The sequence below is a fragment of the Aurantimonas marianensis genome, from assembly GCF_024195285.1.
Taxonomy (GTDB): domain Bacteria; phylum Pseudomonadota; class Alphaproteobacteria; order Rhizobiales; family Rhizobiaceae; genus Aurantimonas; species Aurantimonas marianensis.
Map to the genome: position 1 here is coordinate 12748 of NZ_JALHBS010000047.1, position 15968 is coordinate 28715.

The 15968-nt window shown below is 64.5% G+C and carries 17 protein-coding genes and 1 tRNA gene; 10 read left to right on the forward strand and 8 right to left on the reverse strand.

Translation table 11 applies throughout. The features are described from left to right. Nucleotides 1–43: 43 nt before the first annotated feature. The 4 genes from MJ956_RS08715 to MJ956_RS08730 all read left to right on the forward strand — a co-directional run bounded on the left by MJ956_RS08715 (nucleotide 44) and on the right by MJ956_RS08730 (nucleotide 2838). Nucleotides 44–322: a YARHG domain-containing protein gene (locus MJ956_RS08715; RefSeq protein ID WP_253964088.1), complete on the forward strand. Its 279-nt coding sequence runs from the start codon at nucleotides 44–46 to the stop codon at nucleotides 320–322. Between the two features lie 198 nt (nucleotides 323–520). Then, a complete protein-coding gene (locus MJ956_RS08720; RefSeq protein WP_253964089.1) occupies nucleotides 521–1450 on the forward strand; it encodes an MBL fold metallo-hydrolase in 930 nt (309 codons plus the stop codon). Further along, nucleotides 1447–2346, forward strand: coding sequence for a YiiX/YebB-like N1pC/P60 family cysteine hydrolase (locus MJ956_RS08725; protein WP_253964090.1), 900 nt, complete (start codon nucleotides 1447–1449; stop codon nucleotides 2344–2346). The genes MJ956_RS08720 and MJ956_RS08725 overlap by 4 nt, the downstream gene beginning before the upstream one ends. Before the next feature lie 135 nt (nucleotides 2347–2481). Beyond that, on the forward strand, nucleotides 2482–2838 hold the full coding sequence (locus MJ956_RS08730) for an SH3 domain-containing protein (RefSeq protein WP_253964091.1): 357 nt from the start codon (nucleotides 2482–2484) through the stop codon (nucleotides 2836–2838). 73 nt (nucleotides 2839–2911) lie between these two features. Here the strand turns inward: MJ956_RS08730 and MJ956_RS08735 are convergent, their stop codons facing one another. The 8 genes from MJ956_RS08735 to MJ956_RS08765 all read right to left on the reverse strand — a co-directional run bounded on the left by MJ956_RS08735 (nucleotide 2912) and on the right by MJ956_RS08765 (nucleotide 10120). Next, nucleotides 2912–3100: a hypothetical protein gene (locus tag MJ956_RS08735; protein WP_253964092.1), complete on the reverse strand. Its 189-nt coding sequence runs from the start codon at nucleotides 3098–3100 to the stop codon at nucleotides 2912–2914. 323 nt (nucleotides 3101–3423) lie between these two features. Continuing rightward, a complete protein-coding gene (locus MJ956_RS18780; RefSeq protein ID WP_256477793.1) occupies nucleotides 3424–3552 on the reverse strand; it encodes a hypothetical protein in 129 nt (42 codons plus the stop codon). Further along, the gene (locus tag MJ956_RS08740; RefSeq protein ID WP_253964093.1) at nucleotides 3549–4826 is read right to left on the reverse strand and encodes a formate dehydrogenase subunit gamma; all 1278 of its coding nucleotides are present in this window, start codon (nucleotides 4824–4826) and stop codon (nucleotides 3549–3551) included. The genes MJ956_RS18780 and MJ956_RS08740 overlap by 4 nt, the downstream gene beginning before the upstream one ends. Next, a complete protein-coding gene (gene fdh3B / locus MJ956_RS08745) occupies nucleotides 4784–5380 on the reverse strand; it encodes a formate dehydrogenase FDH3 subunit beta (RefSeq protein WP_253964094.1) in 597 nt (198 codons plus the stop codon). The genes MJ956_RS08740 and fdh3B overlap by 43 nt, the downstream gene beginning before the upstream one ends. Before the next feature lie 10 nt (nucleotides 5381–5390). Continuing rightward, a complete protein-coding gene (locus MJ956_RS08750; RefSeq protein WP_253964095.1) occupies nucleotides 5391–8594 on the reverse strand; it encodes a formate dehydrogenase subunit alpha in 3204 nt (1067 codons plus the stop codon). A gap of 24 nt (nucleotides 8595–8618) precedes the next feature. Beyond that, nucleotides 8619–8834: a hypothetical protein gene (locus MJ956_RS08755; RefSeq protein WP_253964096.1), complete on the reverse strand. Its 216-nt coding sequence runs from the start codon at nucleotides 8832–8834 to the stop codon at nucleotides 8619–8621. Between the two features lie 432 nt (nucleotides 8835–9266). After that, nucleotides 9267–9341: transfer RNA gene (locus MJ956_RS08760), tRNA-Val, on the reverse strand. 92 nt (nucleotides 9342–9433) lie between these two features. Continuing rightward, complete coding sequence (locus tag MJ956_RS08765; protein ID WP_253964097.1) at nucleotides 9434–10120, reverse strand: HAD-IA family hydrolase; 687 nt, start codon at nucleotides 10118–10120, stop codon at nucleotides 9434–9436. Between the two features lie 169 nt (nucleotides 10121–10289). On the opposite strand from MJ956_RS08765, the gene rpiA reads away from it, so the two are divergent. The 6 genes from rpiA (at nucleotide 10290) to MJ956_RS08795 (ending at nucleotide 15931) form a co-directional block, all read left to right on the forward strand. Beyond that, nucleotides 10290–10985, forward strand: a complete 696-nt coding sequence (gene rpiA / locus MJ956_RS08770) for a ribose-5-phosphate isomerase RpiA (RefSeq protein WP_253964098.1) — start codon at nucleotides 10290–10292, stop codon at nucleotides 10983–10985. Between the two features lie 174 nt (nucleotides 10986–11159). Beyond that, nucleotides 11160–11678, forward strand: a complete 519-nt coding sequence (locus MJ956_RS08775) for a DUF2059 domain-containing protein (protein WP_253964099.1) — start codon at nucleotides 11160–11162, stop codon at nucleotides 11676–11678. Nucleotides 11679–11860: 182 nt separating this feature from the next. Beyond that, on the forward strand, nucleotides 11861–13261 hold the full coding sequence (gene gor / locus MJ956_RS08780) for a glutathione-disulfide reductase (protein ID WP_253964100.1): 1401 nt from the start codon (nucleotides 11861–11863) through the stop codon (nucleotides 13259–13261). A 30-nt stretch (nucleotides 13262–13291) separates the two neighbouring features. Beyond that, nucleotides 13292–13927, forward strand: a complete 636-nt coding sequence (locus MJ956_RS08785) for a gamma-glutamylcyclotransferase family protein (protein WP_253964101.1) — start codon at nucleotides 13292–13294, stop codon at nucleotides 13925–13927. Between the two features lie 151 nt (nucleotides 13928–14078). After that, nucleotides 14079–15464, forward strand: coding sequence for a class II 3-deoxy-7-phosphoheptulonate synthase (locus MJ956_RS08790; RefSeq protein ID WP_253964102.1), 1386 nt, complete (start codon nucleotides 14079–14081; stop codon nucleotides 15462–15464). Nucleotides 15465–15499: 35 nt separating this feature from the next. Continuing rightward, the gene (locus MJ956_RS08795; protein ID WP_253964103.1) at nucleotides 15500–15931 is read left to right on the forward strand and encodes a GFA family protein; all 432 of its coding nucleotides are present in this window, start codon (nucleotides 15500–15502) and stop codon (nucleotides 15929–15931) included. The last annotated feature ends 37 nt before the right edge of the window (nucleotides 15932–15968 follow it).

Here is a 15968-nt window from a genome sequence, read left to right on the forward strand (position 1 = left end):
CCGCGAAGAACGGCTGCGCTAATCGAAGGTGCGGTCGTTCGACATGATCCGGCGCATAGCACGACGGTTTCTCACGACGCTCTTCCCCGCCGTCGCCGGCCTATCGCCGGCTGTCGCGCAGAACGATCGCGACCTGAGTTGCGACGAACTCTGGTATGCCCGAAACGCGATCTACGCCGACCCGGGGTACTGCTTCGAGGCCCGGCGTGCGCAGCGCGTCTTCGGCCGCAACTGCTTCCCACCCTATGGCCCGCTCCCCGCCTCCGACGAGCGCGGGGTCGCCGCGATCCAGCACCGGGAGAGGCGGTACGGTTGCCGGTAGCACGATGGCGCTTTAGGCGCATCGATAAGTTGCGGAAACATTCTTGCCCCCGGTAAGGTAAGTCTGTTCCGCGTTCCAAGGGTCTTCCTGATGTCGCGTTTTCGAGGCCTTTGGACGGCTCTATGTCTGGCGCTCCTTGTGGCCGGGTGCGCTTCGCGCCCGCCAGGTGGACTGTCCGGCGGAGACGAAACGCCTGCTGTGCTCGCGCCGCAGCCGCTTCGCGGTGCTGGTCTCGCCCTTCACCGTTTCTGGCTTTCCACCGGCGCCTACGCGCTTGCCGAGCGCTTGCGGGAACCTGGCGAGGCTGTCGAACCAAATGGCGAGGCGGCACCCGGGAAAGCGGCGAGATCGCCAAAGCGCGGGGCGTTGCAGGTAACCTGGTATGGCCATTCGACCGCTCTCCTGCGGCTCGGGAAGACCACCATCCTGACCGACCCCATCCTTGCGGGAGCCGTTTCGCCCTGGAGTCCGCTTCCGGTTCTTTACGGTCGACCCGCGCTCCAACTCGATGGGCTACCGAAGATCGACGCGGTGGTGATCTCCCATGGGGACTTCGATCATCTGCATGAACCATCCCTGCGTGCGCTGGCCGCGCGCTTTCCGGACGCCGTGATCGTCGTTCCCGACGGGCTGCAGCATCTGGTGGCTGATGACGGCTTTCGCCATGTCCACGCGCTGCCGTTGAACCGGCCCCTGCGCGTCGGCGCAGTGACCGTCACAGGCCTTCCGGCCGTCCATGCCACGCGGCGCAATCTCTTGGGGATCCGGGACGGCGCGGCTTTCTCGTGGGAGTTCGCCGGTCGCGGGCATCGCGTGCTGTTCATCGGCGATACCGGCTACGGCCCGGTCTTTTCGCAGATCGGTCGCCGGCGCGGTCCCTATGATCTCGTCCTGGTGCCGATCGGCGCATCCGAGCCGCAGCTTCTCGTCGGCGAGATGCATATCAGCCCGGAAGAGGCAGTCCGGCTGGCGGACGATCTTCGGGCCAGGGTGGCGATCGGCATTCACTGGGGTACGTTCGCCCTGTCGCCGGAGCGGCGGAACGAACCGGCGCGCCGGTTCCTTCGGGCCGGCGCCACGAGGAAGGCACGCACCCTCGCGATCGGAGAGACCGCAAGCATCCCATGACACATCCCCGGTGCTTTCCGACCATCGCGTTGTCACGCCTGCCGCGAGCGCTGTTCACAATGCTTTTGCTGGTGGCGCTCGCCGGCTGTGTCACCCGTCCGGGAGCCAACGAGCTGGGTCCCGAGCCGCCGCCCCCGGCGATCCGTAAATGCTGCAGCAACGTCGAACGCTATCCCGACTGGCTGGTGGCGGTGCTCGATCCGATCGCGCCGGCGATCGGACGATTCGTGGCCGCCGTCGAATGGCGCGACGGCCATCTGAACGCCAGAGACGGGGCGGTCCAGCTCCTAAAACAGCATCTGCAACCGCTCGACATCGTCCTTGTGACCTCGGCCGGGCGGCTGACCAACGCGACCCTGCCGGGCCTGTTCAAGCATTCGGCGATCTATCTGGGATCCGAGGCGGACATGCGCCGGCTGGGCGTCTGGAGCGATGCGGTCGCGCGGGCGCAGGCGCAGGGCATCCTCGCCGGCAAGCGCTTCATCGAGGCGGATCAGAACGGCGTGCACCTCAGCTCGACGGAGACCGTCCTCAATGTGGACTATCTGCTCGTGCTGCGTCCGGCGCTCGGCTCCCGGGTCGAACGACGCCGGGCCATGCGGTTCCTGCTCGGCGCCGTCGGCCAGCCCTTCGACTTCCGCTTCGACGCGGATACGGCCGACTGCGTCTACTGCAGCGAACTCGTGCGCCGCGCCTTTCCGGGGCTACCGGTAGAGGCGCGTCACATCTACGGCAGGCACGTCTTCGTTCCCGACCAGTTCGCCGACCTCGCGGCGTCCCGACCCTCGCTGCTGCGGCCAGTCTTTTATCTGGTAGGAGACCGGGACGGGTGGGAAAGACGTTCGCCAGCCCGGCTGCGCGGCGACCTCGAGCGCTACTGGGCGGCGCAGCCCTGACCGCGAACGGGGCTGTGAACCCCCGGACCCCAGCCGCTTGACCGAGATCAAGGAGCCCGCCGCCGGCTTCGGCAGGATGGCTGAGGGGACGCGGCAGTCGCGCCGGCCTTGCGAAGCAACAGGGAGAGACTATCGATGACGCGAACGACATCTGCCGTCGCAGCGGCGACCTTGGCCCTTACCGGGCTCGGCGTCACGTCTCAAGCACTCGCCGGCGACTGCACAGGGCGGGTGACCGGTGTGCGGCCGATCTCCTCCTATGATCACCAGAGCGGCGCGGGCTTCCTCGCCGTCAGGCGCGAGCCGTCCGCGCGCGCGCGCCAGATCGGGGAGGTCTACGCCGGCGATCTCGTCTCGGTCTATGACCGAAGCGGCAACTGGTACCACGTGACCTGTATGGAAGGCGATTGCGAGAACCCCTACTGGGGCCCGGCCAATCCGTCCGGATGGGTCTCCGCCCGGTATGTCCGGGCACGCGGCGTTTGCCCCTGAAAAGCGGCGCCGGTCAGGCGCGGCTGGTGCGGCGGACGCGGGATGACCCGAGGCTCGACTCCGCCCGGCGGCGTCAGGAGTTCTTGGTATCGCGGCCGTCCGGCTCCCTGGCGACGCCCTTGAACTTGCCGTCGGACTGTTTGACCTCCATGAACTCGCCGGTCCGCTCGTCCCGCTTTTGGTGGGTGCCGTCCTCTCGTTCCACCTGGGTGCGGCCGGTTACGGAACCCTTGCGATAGCCTTCGCCGGTGTTGGTCGCCATGTCGATCTCCCGTGATCCGGCAAGCGGCCGGATGGATTGCCAGATTGCGTCGATGTGAGACAACGCCGGGGAAGCGGGTTTGTTGCGCGCTGCACTTGTTTTGCCTGGCGCGGGATATTCCTCACGTCACGCCGCGGGGCCTGACGAGCCCTTGCCGCAGTCTCTAGCGCGGCCGTAATGTGCTTCACAAAGGGCGCGAAATCGGACGCCAGCATGGCGCGGCCTTGGTTCCAGTCGCGCAGCGTGCCGTCCCTCCAAGAGAGTGCAAGCGCGGGGCAAATCGTCCTGGGTGGGCTGTCCGGCGATCGCCGGGCCGCCGGCGATCAGCGGGTCTCGTCAAGACGAACGTAAACGCTTTCTTCGGCGCTCGGCTGCTCGGCAACGGTAAACAACGCCATCGACAGTCCCGCCAGCACGAGCATAAGCGTGGCTCCGGCGAAAAAAGCCTTCATGTCGTCCGCTCCTCGGGCAATTGAGTGTCAGCGTCATGGTCGCCGGTAACCTTGCGATACCAGATGCTGTGATGCTCCTTCGCCCAGTTGCGGTCCACATTGCCGGACCACATCGCCGAGAAGGCTCCGACCATTCCGATCGTGCCGATGTAGATGTGACCGAAAATGAGCGCGATCATGAGCAAGGCGATGACCACATGCGAAATCTGTGCGGTCTGCATGGTGTCATAGCCAAAGAACAGGAAGGGATACATCAGCACGAGACCTGAAACGAGCAAGGCGGAACCGCCGAGGACAACGCCCCAGAAGACGATTTTCTGGCCGGCATTGAACTTGCGGGCAGGGGGATTGTTGCCGTCGTCACGAAGCATCCCGCCGCCGCGCTTGAGCCACTCCCAGTCGAGGCGGGTCGGCAGGTTATGGAGCAGCCAGAATACCACCATCACGCCCACGCCGATCACGAACGGCACGGCGGAGCCCATGTGAAGCCAGGCGCTCCCCCAAGCGAGATCGCTCAGGGCCGCTTCGCCGATCAGCGGCAGCAACACGGGCTTGCCGTACAGGATGACGAGACCGGTCAGCGCCATGACCACGAAGGCGGACGCCGTCATCCAGTGATTGGCGCGCTCGGTCGCCGAAAAGCGCTCGATCGTCGTGCCGGCTTCTCCTTCGGCGATCTGGATCCGGCCGCGCGCGAAGAGAAACAGCCCGAGCGCGGCGAGCGCGCCGAAAATGATCCAGCCGCCGCCATAGCGCACCGGATCATTGTGCAGACCGCGCCAGGTGCGCCCGCCCGGTTGCTCGAAGGAGGCGGCATTCTCGTAAGGCAGGGAGGAGATGCCTTCGATGCGTCTAGCCTCGGGCAGGATGGGCGCTTCGCTTTCGCCAATCTGGAGCCACGAGGAAGTAAGCTGGCGCGGCGCCGCCACCCCATCGCGAAATACCAGGTCGACGCCACCGCCGCCGCCATCGGTATCCACAGACTGGCCCCGAGTGGTGCCCGCCCGGACGCGGTCTCCCAACAGGTTCGAACGCGCGATCAACGTTTCGGCGGCGACGAGCCGGCTTGCCGCTCCGTCGCGCGAAATCCCCGCGACGGAGACTTCCGGCTGAACCAGATTCTCGCCGGTAAAGCTGATCACCACCACCACCGTGAGAAGCAGACCGGCGATGAGGGCCACGATGCCGCCGGCTATGCGTGCTGCTGACATGTCCTCAGCTCTCCCTGCGTTCAGGTGGCATCGGAGGCATGATAGGCGGTCGTCCACCCCCATGCGCCGGAGCCATACCCGCGATGATCGGCACGCTCGCGGTAGATGTCGGAAATGACGTCACCATCGCCGGCCAGCAGCGCCCGCGTCGAGCAGACCTCGGCGCAAAGCGGCAGCTTGCCTTCGGCGATCCGGTTGCGTCCGTATTTCTCGAACTCGGCCTGCGAGCCGGTTTCTTCCGGACCGCCGGCGCAGTAGGTGCACTTATCCATCTTGCCGCGGGAGCCGAAATTGGTGTCGCGGGGATATTGCGGGGCGCCGAACGGGCAGGCGTAGAAGCAATAGCCGCAACCGATGCAGGTGTCCTTGTCGTGGAGGACGATGCCGATGTCTGTCTGATAGAGCGTAGAGACCGGGCAAACTGCGATGCACGGCGCGTCCGTACAGTGCATGCAGGAGATCGCGATCGACTTTTCGCCGGGGTTGCCGTCATTGAGGGTCACGACCCGGCGGCGCACCATTCCCCACGGCACTTCATTCTCGTTCTTGCAGGCCGTCGCGCAGGCGTTGCACTCGATGCAGCGCTCTGAATCGCAAAGAAATTTCATGCGAGCCATGGGATGCTCCTCAAGCGGGTTCGATCCGGCAAAGCGACGCCTTCGATTCCTGCATGAAGGTGACGACATCGTAGCCGTAGGTCATCGCCGTGTTGGCGGCTTCGCCGATGACATAGGGCACGGTGCCCTCCGGATAGCGCTCGGCGATGCTTTCGCCCATCCACATGCCGGCGAAATGGAAAGGCAGAAAGACCGTCCCTTCTTCGACCCGATTGGTCAGCATCGCGGCGACGCGGATGCGGGCACCCTCCGGTGTCGCGACCCAGACCGCGGCACCATCGGAAATCCCGGCGCGCGCCGCATCGGCATGGTTGATCTCGGCGAACATCTCCTGCTGGAATTCGGCGAGCCACTTGTTCGAGCGGGTCTCGTCGCCGCCCCCCTCGAACTCGACCAGCCGGCCGCTGGTCAATACCAGCGGAAACTGGACGCTGTGATCGTTCTTCTGGACCGACCAATAGGCCGTCGGCAGCCGGAAATCGGTGCGGTCGTCATAGGTCCGGTATTTCGGGAGCAGGTCGCGACGCGGCGTGTAAAGTGGCTCACGGTGGATGGGAACCTCGTCCGGAAACGTCCACACCACCGCCCGCGCCTTGCCGTTGCCGAAAGGGGCGAGACCGTTCTTGATCGCCACCCGCTGCAGACCACCGGACAGATCCGTTTTCCAGTTGATGCGCAGTATCTTGTCCCGAAGGGCGTGGGTCTCCGAGAGTTCCTTCTGGTCGCTATCGTTTTCCTTGCCTCCGCTGAACTCGGCCTCGCCGATCTCGGCGTTCTCGTCGCCAGCGCCGGCCTGTTTCGCCGAACCCTCGTCGCGCTTCTCCTCCTTCTTGTGAGCAAGATAAGCGGCGATCGCGGTCTGTGCCTTGGCGGACATGTCGGGGAACTGCCGCCGGACCCGATTTTCGACCATAGCCTCGGCGGTCGCCTCGGCTTGCGGCTGTTCCGGCTCGTCCATCCGCGATAACAGCTGTCGGGCCTCGCCATCGCTCGCTTCCAGCAACGCGGGATGGTAGCTGCCCATGCCGATCGATGCCATGACGAGCTGCTCCCGCGGCGTGAGCTCACCCAGATATCCGAGCTGGTCCAACACGGCGACGGTCATCTCGGGATAACCGTCCCGGATCGGCGATCCTTTGGGATAGCTGTCCTCGGCAAGCAGGCTCTTGCCGTCGCGCTCGACGCCCCACCGGGCGCGGAACGGCAGCCCGCCTTCGGCGACGGACTTCGACTGGTCATAAAGGATCGGCGTGCCGGGATGCTTCATCTCCGGCGTTCCCCAGCAGGGCCAGGGAAGGCCGTAATATTCACCCTTCACCGGGCCGCTCATCCCCATCAGGGTGGTCGGGTGGAACAGCTCCTGGTTCTGCATGTGCAGTTTGAGCCGCTCGGGGCTCTGGCCGGTGTAGCCGATGGTCCACATTCCCCGATTGATCTCGCGCAGGATGTCTTCGGCAACCGGCTCGCCATTCTCGACGCCGATGTGTTTCAGCAATTGATCGGCAAAACCCAGCTTTTCAGCGAAGAGCCGCGCGATTTCGTAGTCGGACTTCGCCTCGAACAGCGGATCCACGACCTTTTCGCGCCATTGCAGCGACCGGTTGGAATTGGTGACCGATCCGGCGCATTCCATGGTCGACCCGGCGGGAAGAAGGTAGACGCCGTCGGTGCGCTCACCCATGACCGCGGAGACCGTCGGTACCGGATCGACGATGACCAGGAGGTCCAGCTTCTCCAAGCCTTTCTTCAGGTCCGGCCCACGGGTCTGGGAGTTCGGCGCGTGTCCCCAGAAGATCATGGCACTGAGGGGGTTGGGCTGCTGGATGTTGTCGGCGGCCTCGAGCACGCCATCGAACCAGCGCGAGACGGGCATGCCCTTCCGCTCCATCAGCTCCTTCGAAGCGAACCGGTCCCGGACCCACTCATAGGGGAGATCCCAGACCCTGGCCCAGTGTTTCCATGCGTCTTCGCTCAGGCCGTAATAGCCGGGCAGGTTGTCGCAGACGACGCCAAGATCCGTGGCGCCCTGGACGTTGTCGTGTCCGCGAAAGATGTTCGCCCCACCGCCGGACTTGCCGATGTTGCCCAGCGCCAGCTGGAAGATGGATGCGGCGCGCGTCTTGTTGTTGCCGATCGTCGACTGCGTCAGGCCCATGCACCAGATCAAGGTTCCCGGGCGATTCCGGGCGACGATCGCCGCGACGCGGCGGATCTGGTCCTCCGGAATGCCGGTGATGTCGGCCACGACATCGAGCGGATAGTTTGCGACTTCCTTGCGGATGTCCTCGAATCCGAACACGCGCTGCTTGATGTATTCGACGTCCTCCCATCCCTGCTCGAGAATATAATTCAGAACGCCCCACAAAAATGCCACGTCCGTGCCCGGCCGGATGCGCACATACTCGTCGGCATGAGCGGCGGTGCGGGTGAAACGGGGATCGACGACGATGAACCTGGCGCCGTTCTCCTTGGCCCGCAGCAGATGCTGCATGGAAACGGGATGTGCCTCGGCGGGATTGCCGCCAAGCAGGAAGATGGATTTGGAATTGTGGATGTCGTTGAAGGTGTTGGTCATGGCGCCGTAGCCATAGGTGTTGGCGACGCCGGCGACGGTGGTCGAATGACAGATACGGGCCTGATGATCGGTGTTGTTGGAGCCCCACAAGGCGGCGAACTTGCGGTGCAGATAGGCCATCTCGTTGGAAAACTTCGCCGACCCGAGCCAGTAGACCGAGTCCGGCCCTTTCGTCTCGCGAATTTCCAGCAGCCGATCGCCGATCTCCTCGATCGCCTGCTCCCAACTCACCCGAACCCACTTGCCGTTTTCGAGCTTGGTCGGATATTTCAAGCGTCGCTCGCCGATGGCCAGCTCTCGGGTCGCCGCGCCCTTGGCGCAATGGGTGCCGAGATTGATCGGACTTTCGAAAGCTGGCTCCTGCCCGATCCAGACGCCGTTCTGGACTTCCGCCCAGATGGAGCAGCCCACGGCGCAAAACGGACAGATGGTCTTCTTGACCTGCGTGCCGGTTTCCTGAGCGGGTTGATCGGCAGTCCGCGCGCTTACGATTCCGCTGCGCAGGGCGCTCGCTCCGGCAAGGCCTACGACGGCCAACCCCGAGTTCCGCAGGAAGCTGCGACGGGAAACCGTCGCGGCGCCAGACCTCGGCGTGTTGCGGCAAGGGCTGCCGGCGGCGGAAGCTTTTTTCTGTAGCACGGTAACGATCCCTGGACTGGCGCCTCAGAAGCGCGACAGCTCGTAATAGCGGCGGATATGGCCGTTCTCCCGATACCCTTCCTCGCTTTCGACGCCGCGCGGCTCGTCCGCCACGGCGTCCGCTCCGACGAGGAGACTGCCCACGACCAAGCCGCTCCCCGAGATGCCGCGCAGGAAGGCGCGGCGCCCTCGTGAAACGGGAACGATGCTGCTGCGATTGTCAGCCGGATTTTTCTTCATCCCGACCTCCATTTTCTCCGTCCAACCCAGCCAGAGATATCGCTCGCCAATCGTTCGTCTAGGTTACCTTTCGAGATGGTAATCGAAATTCCAGACTGCGCGTGGGCCCCGATCTTTGATGTGCTCGTCGACGAGCAAAACCCTCGCGGCGGCAGTCTTCGCGGCTCGCACGACCGGCTTTGCAATCGCTTGTTCAGAGACGACCCGTTAGCCGGCACCACAAAAACCTCGCCCCCTGGTCCGGGAGGGTCGAAGATCAGCCGATCAGGAGGCACGACAGTCTTGTCACCGGGTGGCGACCGGTGCCCGTCGAATGCGCGGGCTGAGAGGCCGCGAAGCACGTCAGGGCCGGACGGCGACGCAAAGGGCACTGAGACGCTGGTGAGAGCAAGGATGGCCGGCAGCTACCGTCGTCCAAAACATGGAAAGGATTGGTGGGCGCGACAGGGATTGAACCTGTGACCCCCTCGGTGTGAACGAGGTGCTCTCCCGCTGAGCTACGCGCCCCGCCTGGGCGACCGTAGCCGCCGGGAAGGTGCCGCGATATAGAGCCGCCGGGCCGTGCTCGTCAATATACGGCATCGCGACGACGCCAGGATTCAGGATAGTCGCGCCGGTGCGCCGATCAGACGGCCGGCGAGTGCGGCGTCCAGATGCGCGTAGTCGTCGAGAATGAAGCTGGCCCGAGCGCGGGCGTTCGCATCGGGTGCATAGCCGAAATCCACCAGGATCGATGGGATACCTGCCGCAACGGCGGCGTCGATGTCGGTCGAGGTGTCGCCTATCATGATCGAGGCATCGCTACGCCCTCCGGCGCGCTCGATGGTCCCGGTCAAATGCGAGGGATCGGGCTTGCGCCGCGCAAAGGTATCGGACCCGCAGATCGCCGCGAAACGATCGGCGAGGCCGATTTCGGACAGAAGCAAGCGAGCGAAGCGTTCGTATTTGTTGGTGCAGACAGCGAGCCTGAAGCCGGCCTCAACCAGCCGGTCCATCGCTGCTACAGCGCCGGGAAACGGCGCCGAGGCGACAGCGATGTTCGCCTCGTAATGCGCCAGAAACCGGGCCGTCTGCTCGTTCAGCTCCTGGTCGGGAAGAGGACGGTCGTCCCGCCGATAGGCTTCGTCCAGCATGACGCGGGCGCCGTGTCCGGCATAGGGTCGGACCATGTCGAGGGACATCGTCGGCATCCGGGCCGCCGCAAGGCAATGGTTGAGGCTCGCGGCGTGGTCCGGCGCGGTGTCGACCAGCGTTCCGTCGAGATCGAAGACAGCGACTCGCGCCATGAATGAATGCCCCTTTTGCCCTTCCGGTGGCGACACATCCATCGCCGGACCCGCAGTCTCTTCGCCCGGCGGGCATCGGGGGTCAACTGGCCGCGCGGCCCCCGGTTGATCGACAGCCAGGCCGAGAAAGGCTAGAGCAACGGCGTAACCAGGGAGGGACCCGAGGCTGATGACGGACGCGGCGAAACTGAAGACCATGGCGGGTGAGGCGGCGCTTGGCCATGTCGAGGACGGCATGCGGCTGGGTATCGGCACGGGATCGACGGCCGAGGCCTTCGTCCGGGTGCTTGCCGATCGTGTGCATGCCGGACTTGACGTGGTCGGCGTGACGACGTCGGACCGCACCGAAGCGCTTTGTCGTGAACTTGGCGTGCCGACCGCCACGCTGGAGACCGTGCCGCAGCTGGACCTGACCATCGACGGCGCCGATGAAGTGGACGACCGCCTGCGTCTCATCAAGGGGGGAGGCGGGGCGCTGCTGCGCGAGAAGATCGTCGCGGCCGCCTCCGACCGGATGCTGGTGATCGCCGACGCTTCCAAGAAAGTCGATACGCTCGGCGCCTTTCCGCTGCCGATCGAAATCAACGGCTTCGGAATGATGGCAACCTATCTCGCCATCCAGAAGGCCGCCGCCAACCTCGGGCTCGAGGGCGACATGATCCTTCGGCGGCGAGGCGCGGATCCGTTCATCACGGATAGCGGGCACTTGATTCTCGATGCATCTTTTAGCCGCATTCCCGATCCAGAAGCGCTTTCGCAGGCGCTGCACCAGGTTCCGGGTGTCGTCGAGCACGGCCTCTTCATCGGTCTGGCGAGCGAGGCGATCCTCGCATCCGAAAACGGGATTGAAACGCTGACCGCGTGAGCTGTGCCGCCAGCGGCCAGCCGCTCTTGCCAGAACCGATTGAAATCCAATACTCAAGCGCCGGATGCAACAGCGCGGATCGGCGCACGAGAGAAATCGAACGGAGACATAGGTTTCATGATCTTCAGCGAATTGACGCGCCAAACCCGCTCGATGGTCGCGGCCATGGTCTTGATGCTGCCGGCGACGGCGCTGGCGCAGGAAATCTCGGACTCGCACCTGGCCGCCGCCCGCGTGGCGATCGAGGCCATCGACGCCACGGACCAGTTCGACAATATTCTTCTCAACGCCGCGACGCAGATCAAGTCCGAACTGATCGGTAACAATCCCGACCGCCAGACCGCGATATCCGATATGGTGGACGAGAAGGCCCTGGCGCTCGCGCCGCGGCGCGGCGACCTGGAAAACGAAATCGCCCGCGTCTATGCCAAGCTGTTCACCGAGGAGGAGCTGCGGCAGATCGGCGAGTTTTACAACTCGGAAGCCGGCAAGAAGCTGTTGGCGCAGGGTCCCCTGGCGACGCGCGAGATGCTCGGCGCCGCCGAGGTCTGGAGCAACGGCATCATGCGGGATCTGCGCGAGAGCGCGATCGAGGGCATACGCCAGATCGCACCGGCCGCGAATGCGGCCCCGGCCGCCGCGGATGCGGCTCCGGCCGCAGCGGCGCCTGATGCCGCGACCCCGGCTCAGTAACAAGGCGGGGCCTTTCCCGGGTTTGATGATAACGGCAACCGACCGATGATGCGAAAGGGGTGGTCGTTCGGCCACCCTTTTTGCTAACGCCAATGACCAAGGGGGCCGCAGCCGGCGGCATCTCTTCCAGGGCAGGCTGGTGAGGCTCGATCCGGCCAGGTTGCAACAGACGGAATCGACGCGTGACCCAGACATCCTATGACTACGACCTCTTCGTCATCGGTGGCGGCTCCGGCGGCGTTCGCGCGGCGCGCCTTGCCGCGCAGATGGGCCATCGCGTGGCCGTCGCCGAATATGACGACCTCGGCGGAACCTGCGTCAATCGTGGCTGCGTGCCGAAGAAGCTGATGGTCTATGCCGGCGAATACGCCGAACATTTCGAGGACGCGGCCGGCTATGGCTGGACGCTTGGCGACACGTCTTTCGACTGGAACGTTCTGAAGCGGAACCGCGATGCCGAGGTTCGCCGCCTCAACGGCATCTACGGGGCCAACCTGGAAAAGGCCGGCGTCGAAGTTCTCCGCGACATCGCGGTTTTCGACGATGCCCACACGATCCGCCTGGTCAATGCCGATCGCACGGTCACCGCCGACAAGGTGTTGATCGCCGTCGGCGGCTATCCCAACCCGCATAGGGCGCTGGAGGGGCACGAACTCTGCATCACCTCGGACGCGGCCTTCGATCTCGCCGAACTGCCGGAGAAGATCATCATTGCCGGCGGCGGCTACATTGCCATCGAGTTCGCATGCATTTTCAACGCCCTCGGCGTCGAGGTCACGGTGCTTTATCGCGGCATGGAGATCCTGCAGCACTTCGACATGGACGTGCGCCGCCTGCTGCACGCGGAGATCGAGAACAAGGGCATCAAGATCATCACGAAGACGATCTTCGAAAAGGTGGAACGCAAGGAGGACGGCAGCCTTCGCGCCGCCTTGTCGAATGGCTCCTTCTGGGAGGGCGACCAGATCATGTTGGCTCTCGGGCGCTTGCCGAGCACGGAGAAGCTTGGCCTCGACAGGGCAGGCGTGCAAACGGATAGAAAAGGCTGCGTCCTCGTCGACGACCACTTGAAGACCAGCGCGGACAACGTCTACGCCCTTGGCGACGTGATCGACCGGGTGCCGCTGACGCCGGTGGCGATCCACGAGGCAATGTGCTTCATCGAAACCGTGTTCAAGGACAATCCGACCCAGCCGGATTACGTGAACATCCCCACCGCCGTCTTTTCGCATCCGCAGATCGCGACAGTCGGCATGTCGGAAGACGAGGCGGAAAGAACTCTCGAGAATTTCGACGTCTACAGGACGATCTTCCGGCCGATGCGGAATATTCTGGCTGGCCGCCCGGACCGCATGCTCATCAAGCTGGTGGTGGACGCGGCCGACGACACGGTGGTCGGTGCCCATATTCTGGGTCCGGAAGCTGGCGAGATGGCCCAGTTGATCGGCATCGCGATCAAGGCCTGCGTGAAAAAGGCCCAGTTCGACGCGACCATGGCCGTGCATCCGACGGCGGCCGAGGAACTGGTGACGATGTACGAGCCGACCTACCGGGTGCGCAAGGGCAAGAAGGTCGCCGCCTGATCGCCGCCATGACCCGGTAGAGCCGTTTCAATGGACATCCACGAAGATCACCCGGACCTTACGCGGCTGGCGGCCGAGGGGCGAATCGTCGCCTATTTCGGCTACGGGTCGTTGGTCAACCGGCGCACGCTGCGCACCAAGTTTCTCGGCATTCGCCGTGCCCGTGTCGAGGGCTGGCAGCGGTTCTGGCTGCCGCGCGAGGCGAGTGCCGCGATGGCGCTGCTATCGGTTCATCCCTCCGACACCGATGCGGTCGAAGGCGTGGTGGTCTACGATCTCGCCGACCACCTGCCGTCGGTCGATGAGCGCGAGGCGGGTTATAGCCGGCGCATCGTCGATCTCGCACGATTGCAAATCGAGGAGCCGCCGGTCACCGGCGTGCCGCTCTACATCTATGAGGCGCATCGCGGCGCCGCGGATGCCAGCGATATGCAGGCGGCTATCCTGCAGAGCTATCTCGACGCGGTCATGCAGGGATTTCATACGCTCTACGGTGCGGCCGGACTGCGGCGCTTCGTCGATGAAACGCATGGCTTCGAGACAGCTGTTCTGCGTGACCGGGCAGCGCCGCGTTATCCGCGAGCGGTCAGCCTGGACCGGGATGAGGCGGATCTTTTTGACCGCCTCGTTGTCGATCGCGGCGCCCGGTTCGTCGATCCGGATTGAATCCACGGCGAGACAGGCGCCGTGCAAAGGATGACAAAGCGGCGTAGAAATGTTTAAACGCCGCCGGCGTGTCGGGGCGAGCGAGCCTGTCAGCCGGGATTTCGGATCACGATAAGACAAAAGACGACCGGGAAGTGCCCGGTCAGGAGACATGGTTATGGCGAAGGACTGGACACCATCGAGCTGGCGCTCAATGCCCATCGAGCAGGTGCCGGACTATCCGGACCCGATGGCGCTGGCCGAAACCGAAAAGCGTCTGGCGAGCTTTCCGCCGCTGGTTTTTGCAGGTGAGGCCCGCAAGCTGACGCGCGCACTCGGCGAGGTTGCCGAAGGCCGGGCCTTCCTGCTGCAGGGCGGCGACTGTGCCGAGAGCTTCGCCGAACACGGCGCCGACAACATCCGCGACTTCTTCCGCGCCTTCCTGCAGATGGCGGTGGTGCTGACCTTCGCCGCATCGCAGCCGGTGGTGAAGATCGGACGCATCGGCGGCCAGTTCGCCAAGCCGCGCTCCTCCGGCAGCGAGACCAAGGGCGGCAAGACGCTTCCGTCCTATCGCGGCGACATCATCAACGGCATCGAGTTCGACGAGGGCTCCCGCATCCCCAATCCGGAGCGGCAGGTGATGGCCTACCGTCAGTCGGCCGCGACGATGAACCTGCTCAGAGCCTTCGCTCAGGGCGGCTATGCCAATCTCGACAACGTCCATCAGTGGATGCTCGGCTTCGTCGCCGGCAGCCCCGAGGCCGAGCGCTATCGCCAGCTCGCGGATCGCATTTCCGAGACGATGAACTTCATGCGCGCGATCGGCATCGACGCGGAAAACCATCCTTCGCTGCGCGAGACCGATTTCTTCACCAGCCACGAAGCCCTGTTGCTTGGCTATGAAGAGGCCTTGACCCGCGTCGATTCGACCTCCGGCGACTGGTACGCAACCTCCGGCCACATGATCTGGATCGGCGACCGCACGCGCCAGGAAGATCATGCGCATGTCGAATTCTGCCGGGGCATCAAGAACCCGATCGGCCTGAAATGCGGCCCCTCGATGGAAGCCGATGGGTTGTTGCGGCTAATCGACAAGCTGAATCCGGAGAACAAGGCGGGTCGGCTGACGCTGATCACGCGCTTCGGCCACGAAAAGGTCGAGGCGCATCTGCCGAAGCTGATCCGCGCGGTCGAGAAAGAGGGACGCAAGGTGGTCTGGTCGTGCGATCCGATGCATGGCAACACCATCACGCTCAACCATTACAAGACGCGGCCGTTCGACCGGATTCTCGCCGAGGTGCAGGGCTTCTTCGACGTTCACCGGGCCGAGGGAACCCATGCCGGCGGCATCCATATCGAAATGACCGGCAAGGACGTGACCGAGTGCACCGGCGGCGCGCGGCCGGTCCTGGCCGAGGATCTGTCGGACCGCTACCACACTCATTGCGATCCGCGGCTCAATGCCAATCAGGCGCTGGAGCTCGCCTTCCTGGTCGCCGAGCTCCTCAAGAAGGACCACGCCGCGAACGCGCCGAAGCAGGCGGCGAATTTCTGACGCGCGGCCGGAGACCTTAGCTTAGGTGACGGCCAATGCAGACGGATGAGATCCTTCGAACCGGACGCTGCCTGTGCGGCGGCCTCCGGTTCGAGACGCGGGGCGCGGTCAGACCGGTCATCTTCTGCCATTGCGAGCAATGCCGCCGGCAATCGGGTCTGCATTATGCCGCGACAAGCGTTGCCGACGACCATCTGTCGGTCACCGGCGAGACGCTTGCCTGGTACCGGTCGTCATCCGACGCGCGGCGCGGCTTTTGTTCGATCTGCGGCACGCTGCTGTTCTGGAAACACGATCGTCTCGACCAGACATCGATCCTGGCCGGGGCATTCGACCAGCCGAGCGGGCTTGTCGCGTCGCATCATATCTTCACCGCCAGCAAGGCCGATTTCTACGGCATCGGCGACGGGCTCGAACAGTTTCCCGAACGCGATGGCCGAACGGTGGTCGGCTCCCAGAGTAGGTGAAGGCGACGGCGAATGGTAAACGCTGTGTCGGCTTTGC

What these genes read in the sequence shown, in the direction of transcription:
- MJ956_RS08785 (WP_253964101.1), top strand. Translation starts at nt 13,292, where the DNA reads ATGGACATCCACGAAGATCACCCGGACCTTACGCGGCTGGCGGCCGAG.
- fdh3B (WP_253964094.1), bottom strand. Translation starts at nt 5,380, where the DNA reads ATGGCTCGCATGAAATTTCTTTGCGATTCAGAGCGCTGCATCGAGTGC.
- MJ956_RS08755 (WP_253964096.1), bottom strand. Translation starts at nt 8,834, where the DNA reads ATGAAGAAAAATCCGGCTGACAATCGCAGCAGCATCGTTCCCGTTTCA.
- MJ956_RS08795 (WP_253964103.1), top strand. Translation starts at nt 15,500, where the DNA reads ATGCAGACGGATGAGATCCTTCGAACCGGACGCTGCCTGTGCGGCGGC.
- MJ956_RS08715 (WP_253964088.1), top strand. Translation starts at nt 44, where the DNA reads ATGATCCGGCGCATAGCACGACGGTTTCTCACGACGCTCTTCCCCGCC.
- MJ956_RS08730 (WP_253964091.1), top strand. Translation starts at nt 2,482, where the DNA reads ATGACGCGAACGACATCTGCCGTCGCAGCGGCGACCTTGGCCCTTACC.
- MJ956_RS08735 (WP_253964092.1), bottom strand. Translation starts at nt 3,100, where the DNA reads ATGGCGACCAACACCGGCGAAGGCTATCGCAAGGGTTCCGTAACCGGC.
- MJ956_RS08765 (WP_253964097.1), bottom strand. Translation starts at nt 10,120, where the DNA reads ATGGCGCGAGTCGCTGTCTTCGATCTCGACGGAACGCTGGTCGACACC.
- rpiA (WP_253964098.1), top strand. Translation starts at nt 10,290, where the DNA reads ATGACGGACGCGGCGAAACTGAAGACCATGGCGGGTGAGGCGGCGCTT.
- MJ956_RS08740 (WP_253964093.1), bottom strand. Translation starts at nt 4,826, where the DNA reads ATGGGGGTGGACGACCGCCTATCATGCCTCCGATGCCACCTGAACGCA.
- MJ956_RS08725 (WP_253964090.1), top strand. Translation starts at nt 1,447, where the DNA reads ATGACACATCCCCGGTGCTTTCCGACCATCGCGTTGTCACGCCTGCCG.
- MJ956_RS18780 (WP_256477793.1), bottom strand. Translation starts at nt 3,552, where the DNA reads ATGAAGGCTTTTTTCGCCGGAGCCACGCTTATGCTCGTGCTGGCGGGA.
- MJ956_RS08775 (WP_253964099.1), top strand. Translation starts at nt 11,160, where the DNA reads ATGCTGCCGGCGACGGCGCTGGCGCAGGAAATCTCGGACTCGCACCTG.
- MJ956_RS08790 (WP_253964102.1), top strand. Translation starts at nt 14,079, where the DNA reads ATGGTTATGGCGAAGGACTGGACACCATCGAGCTGGCGCTCAATGCCC.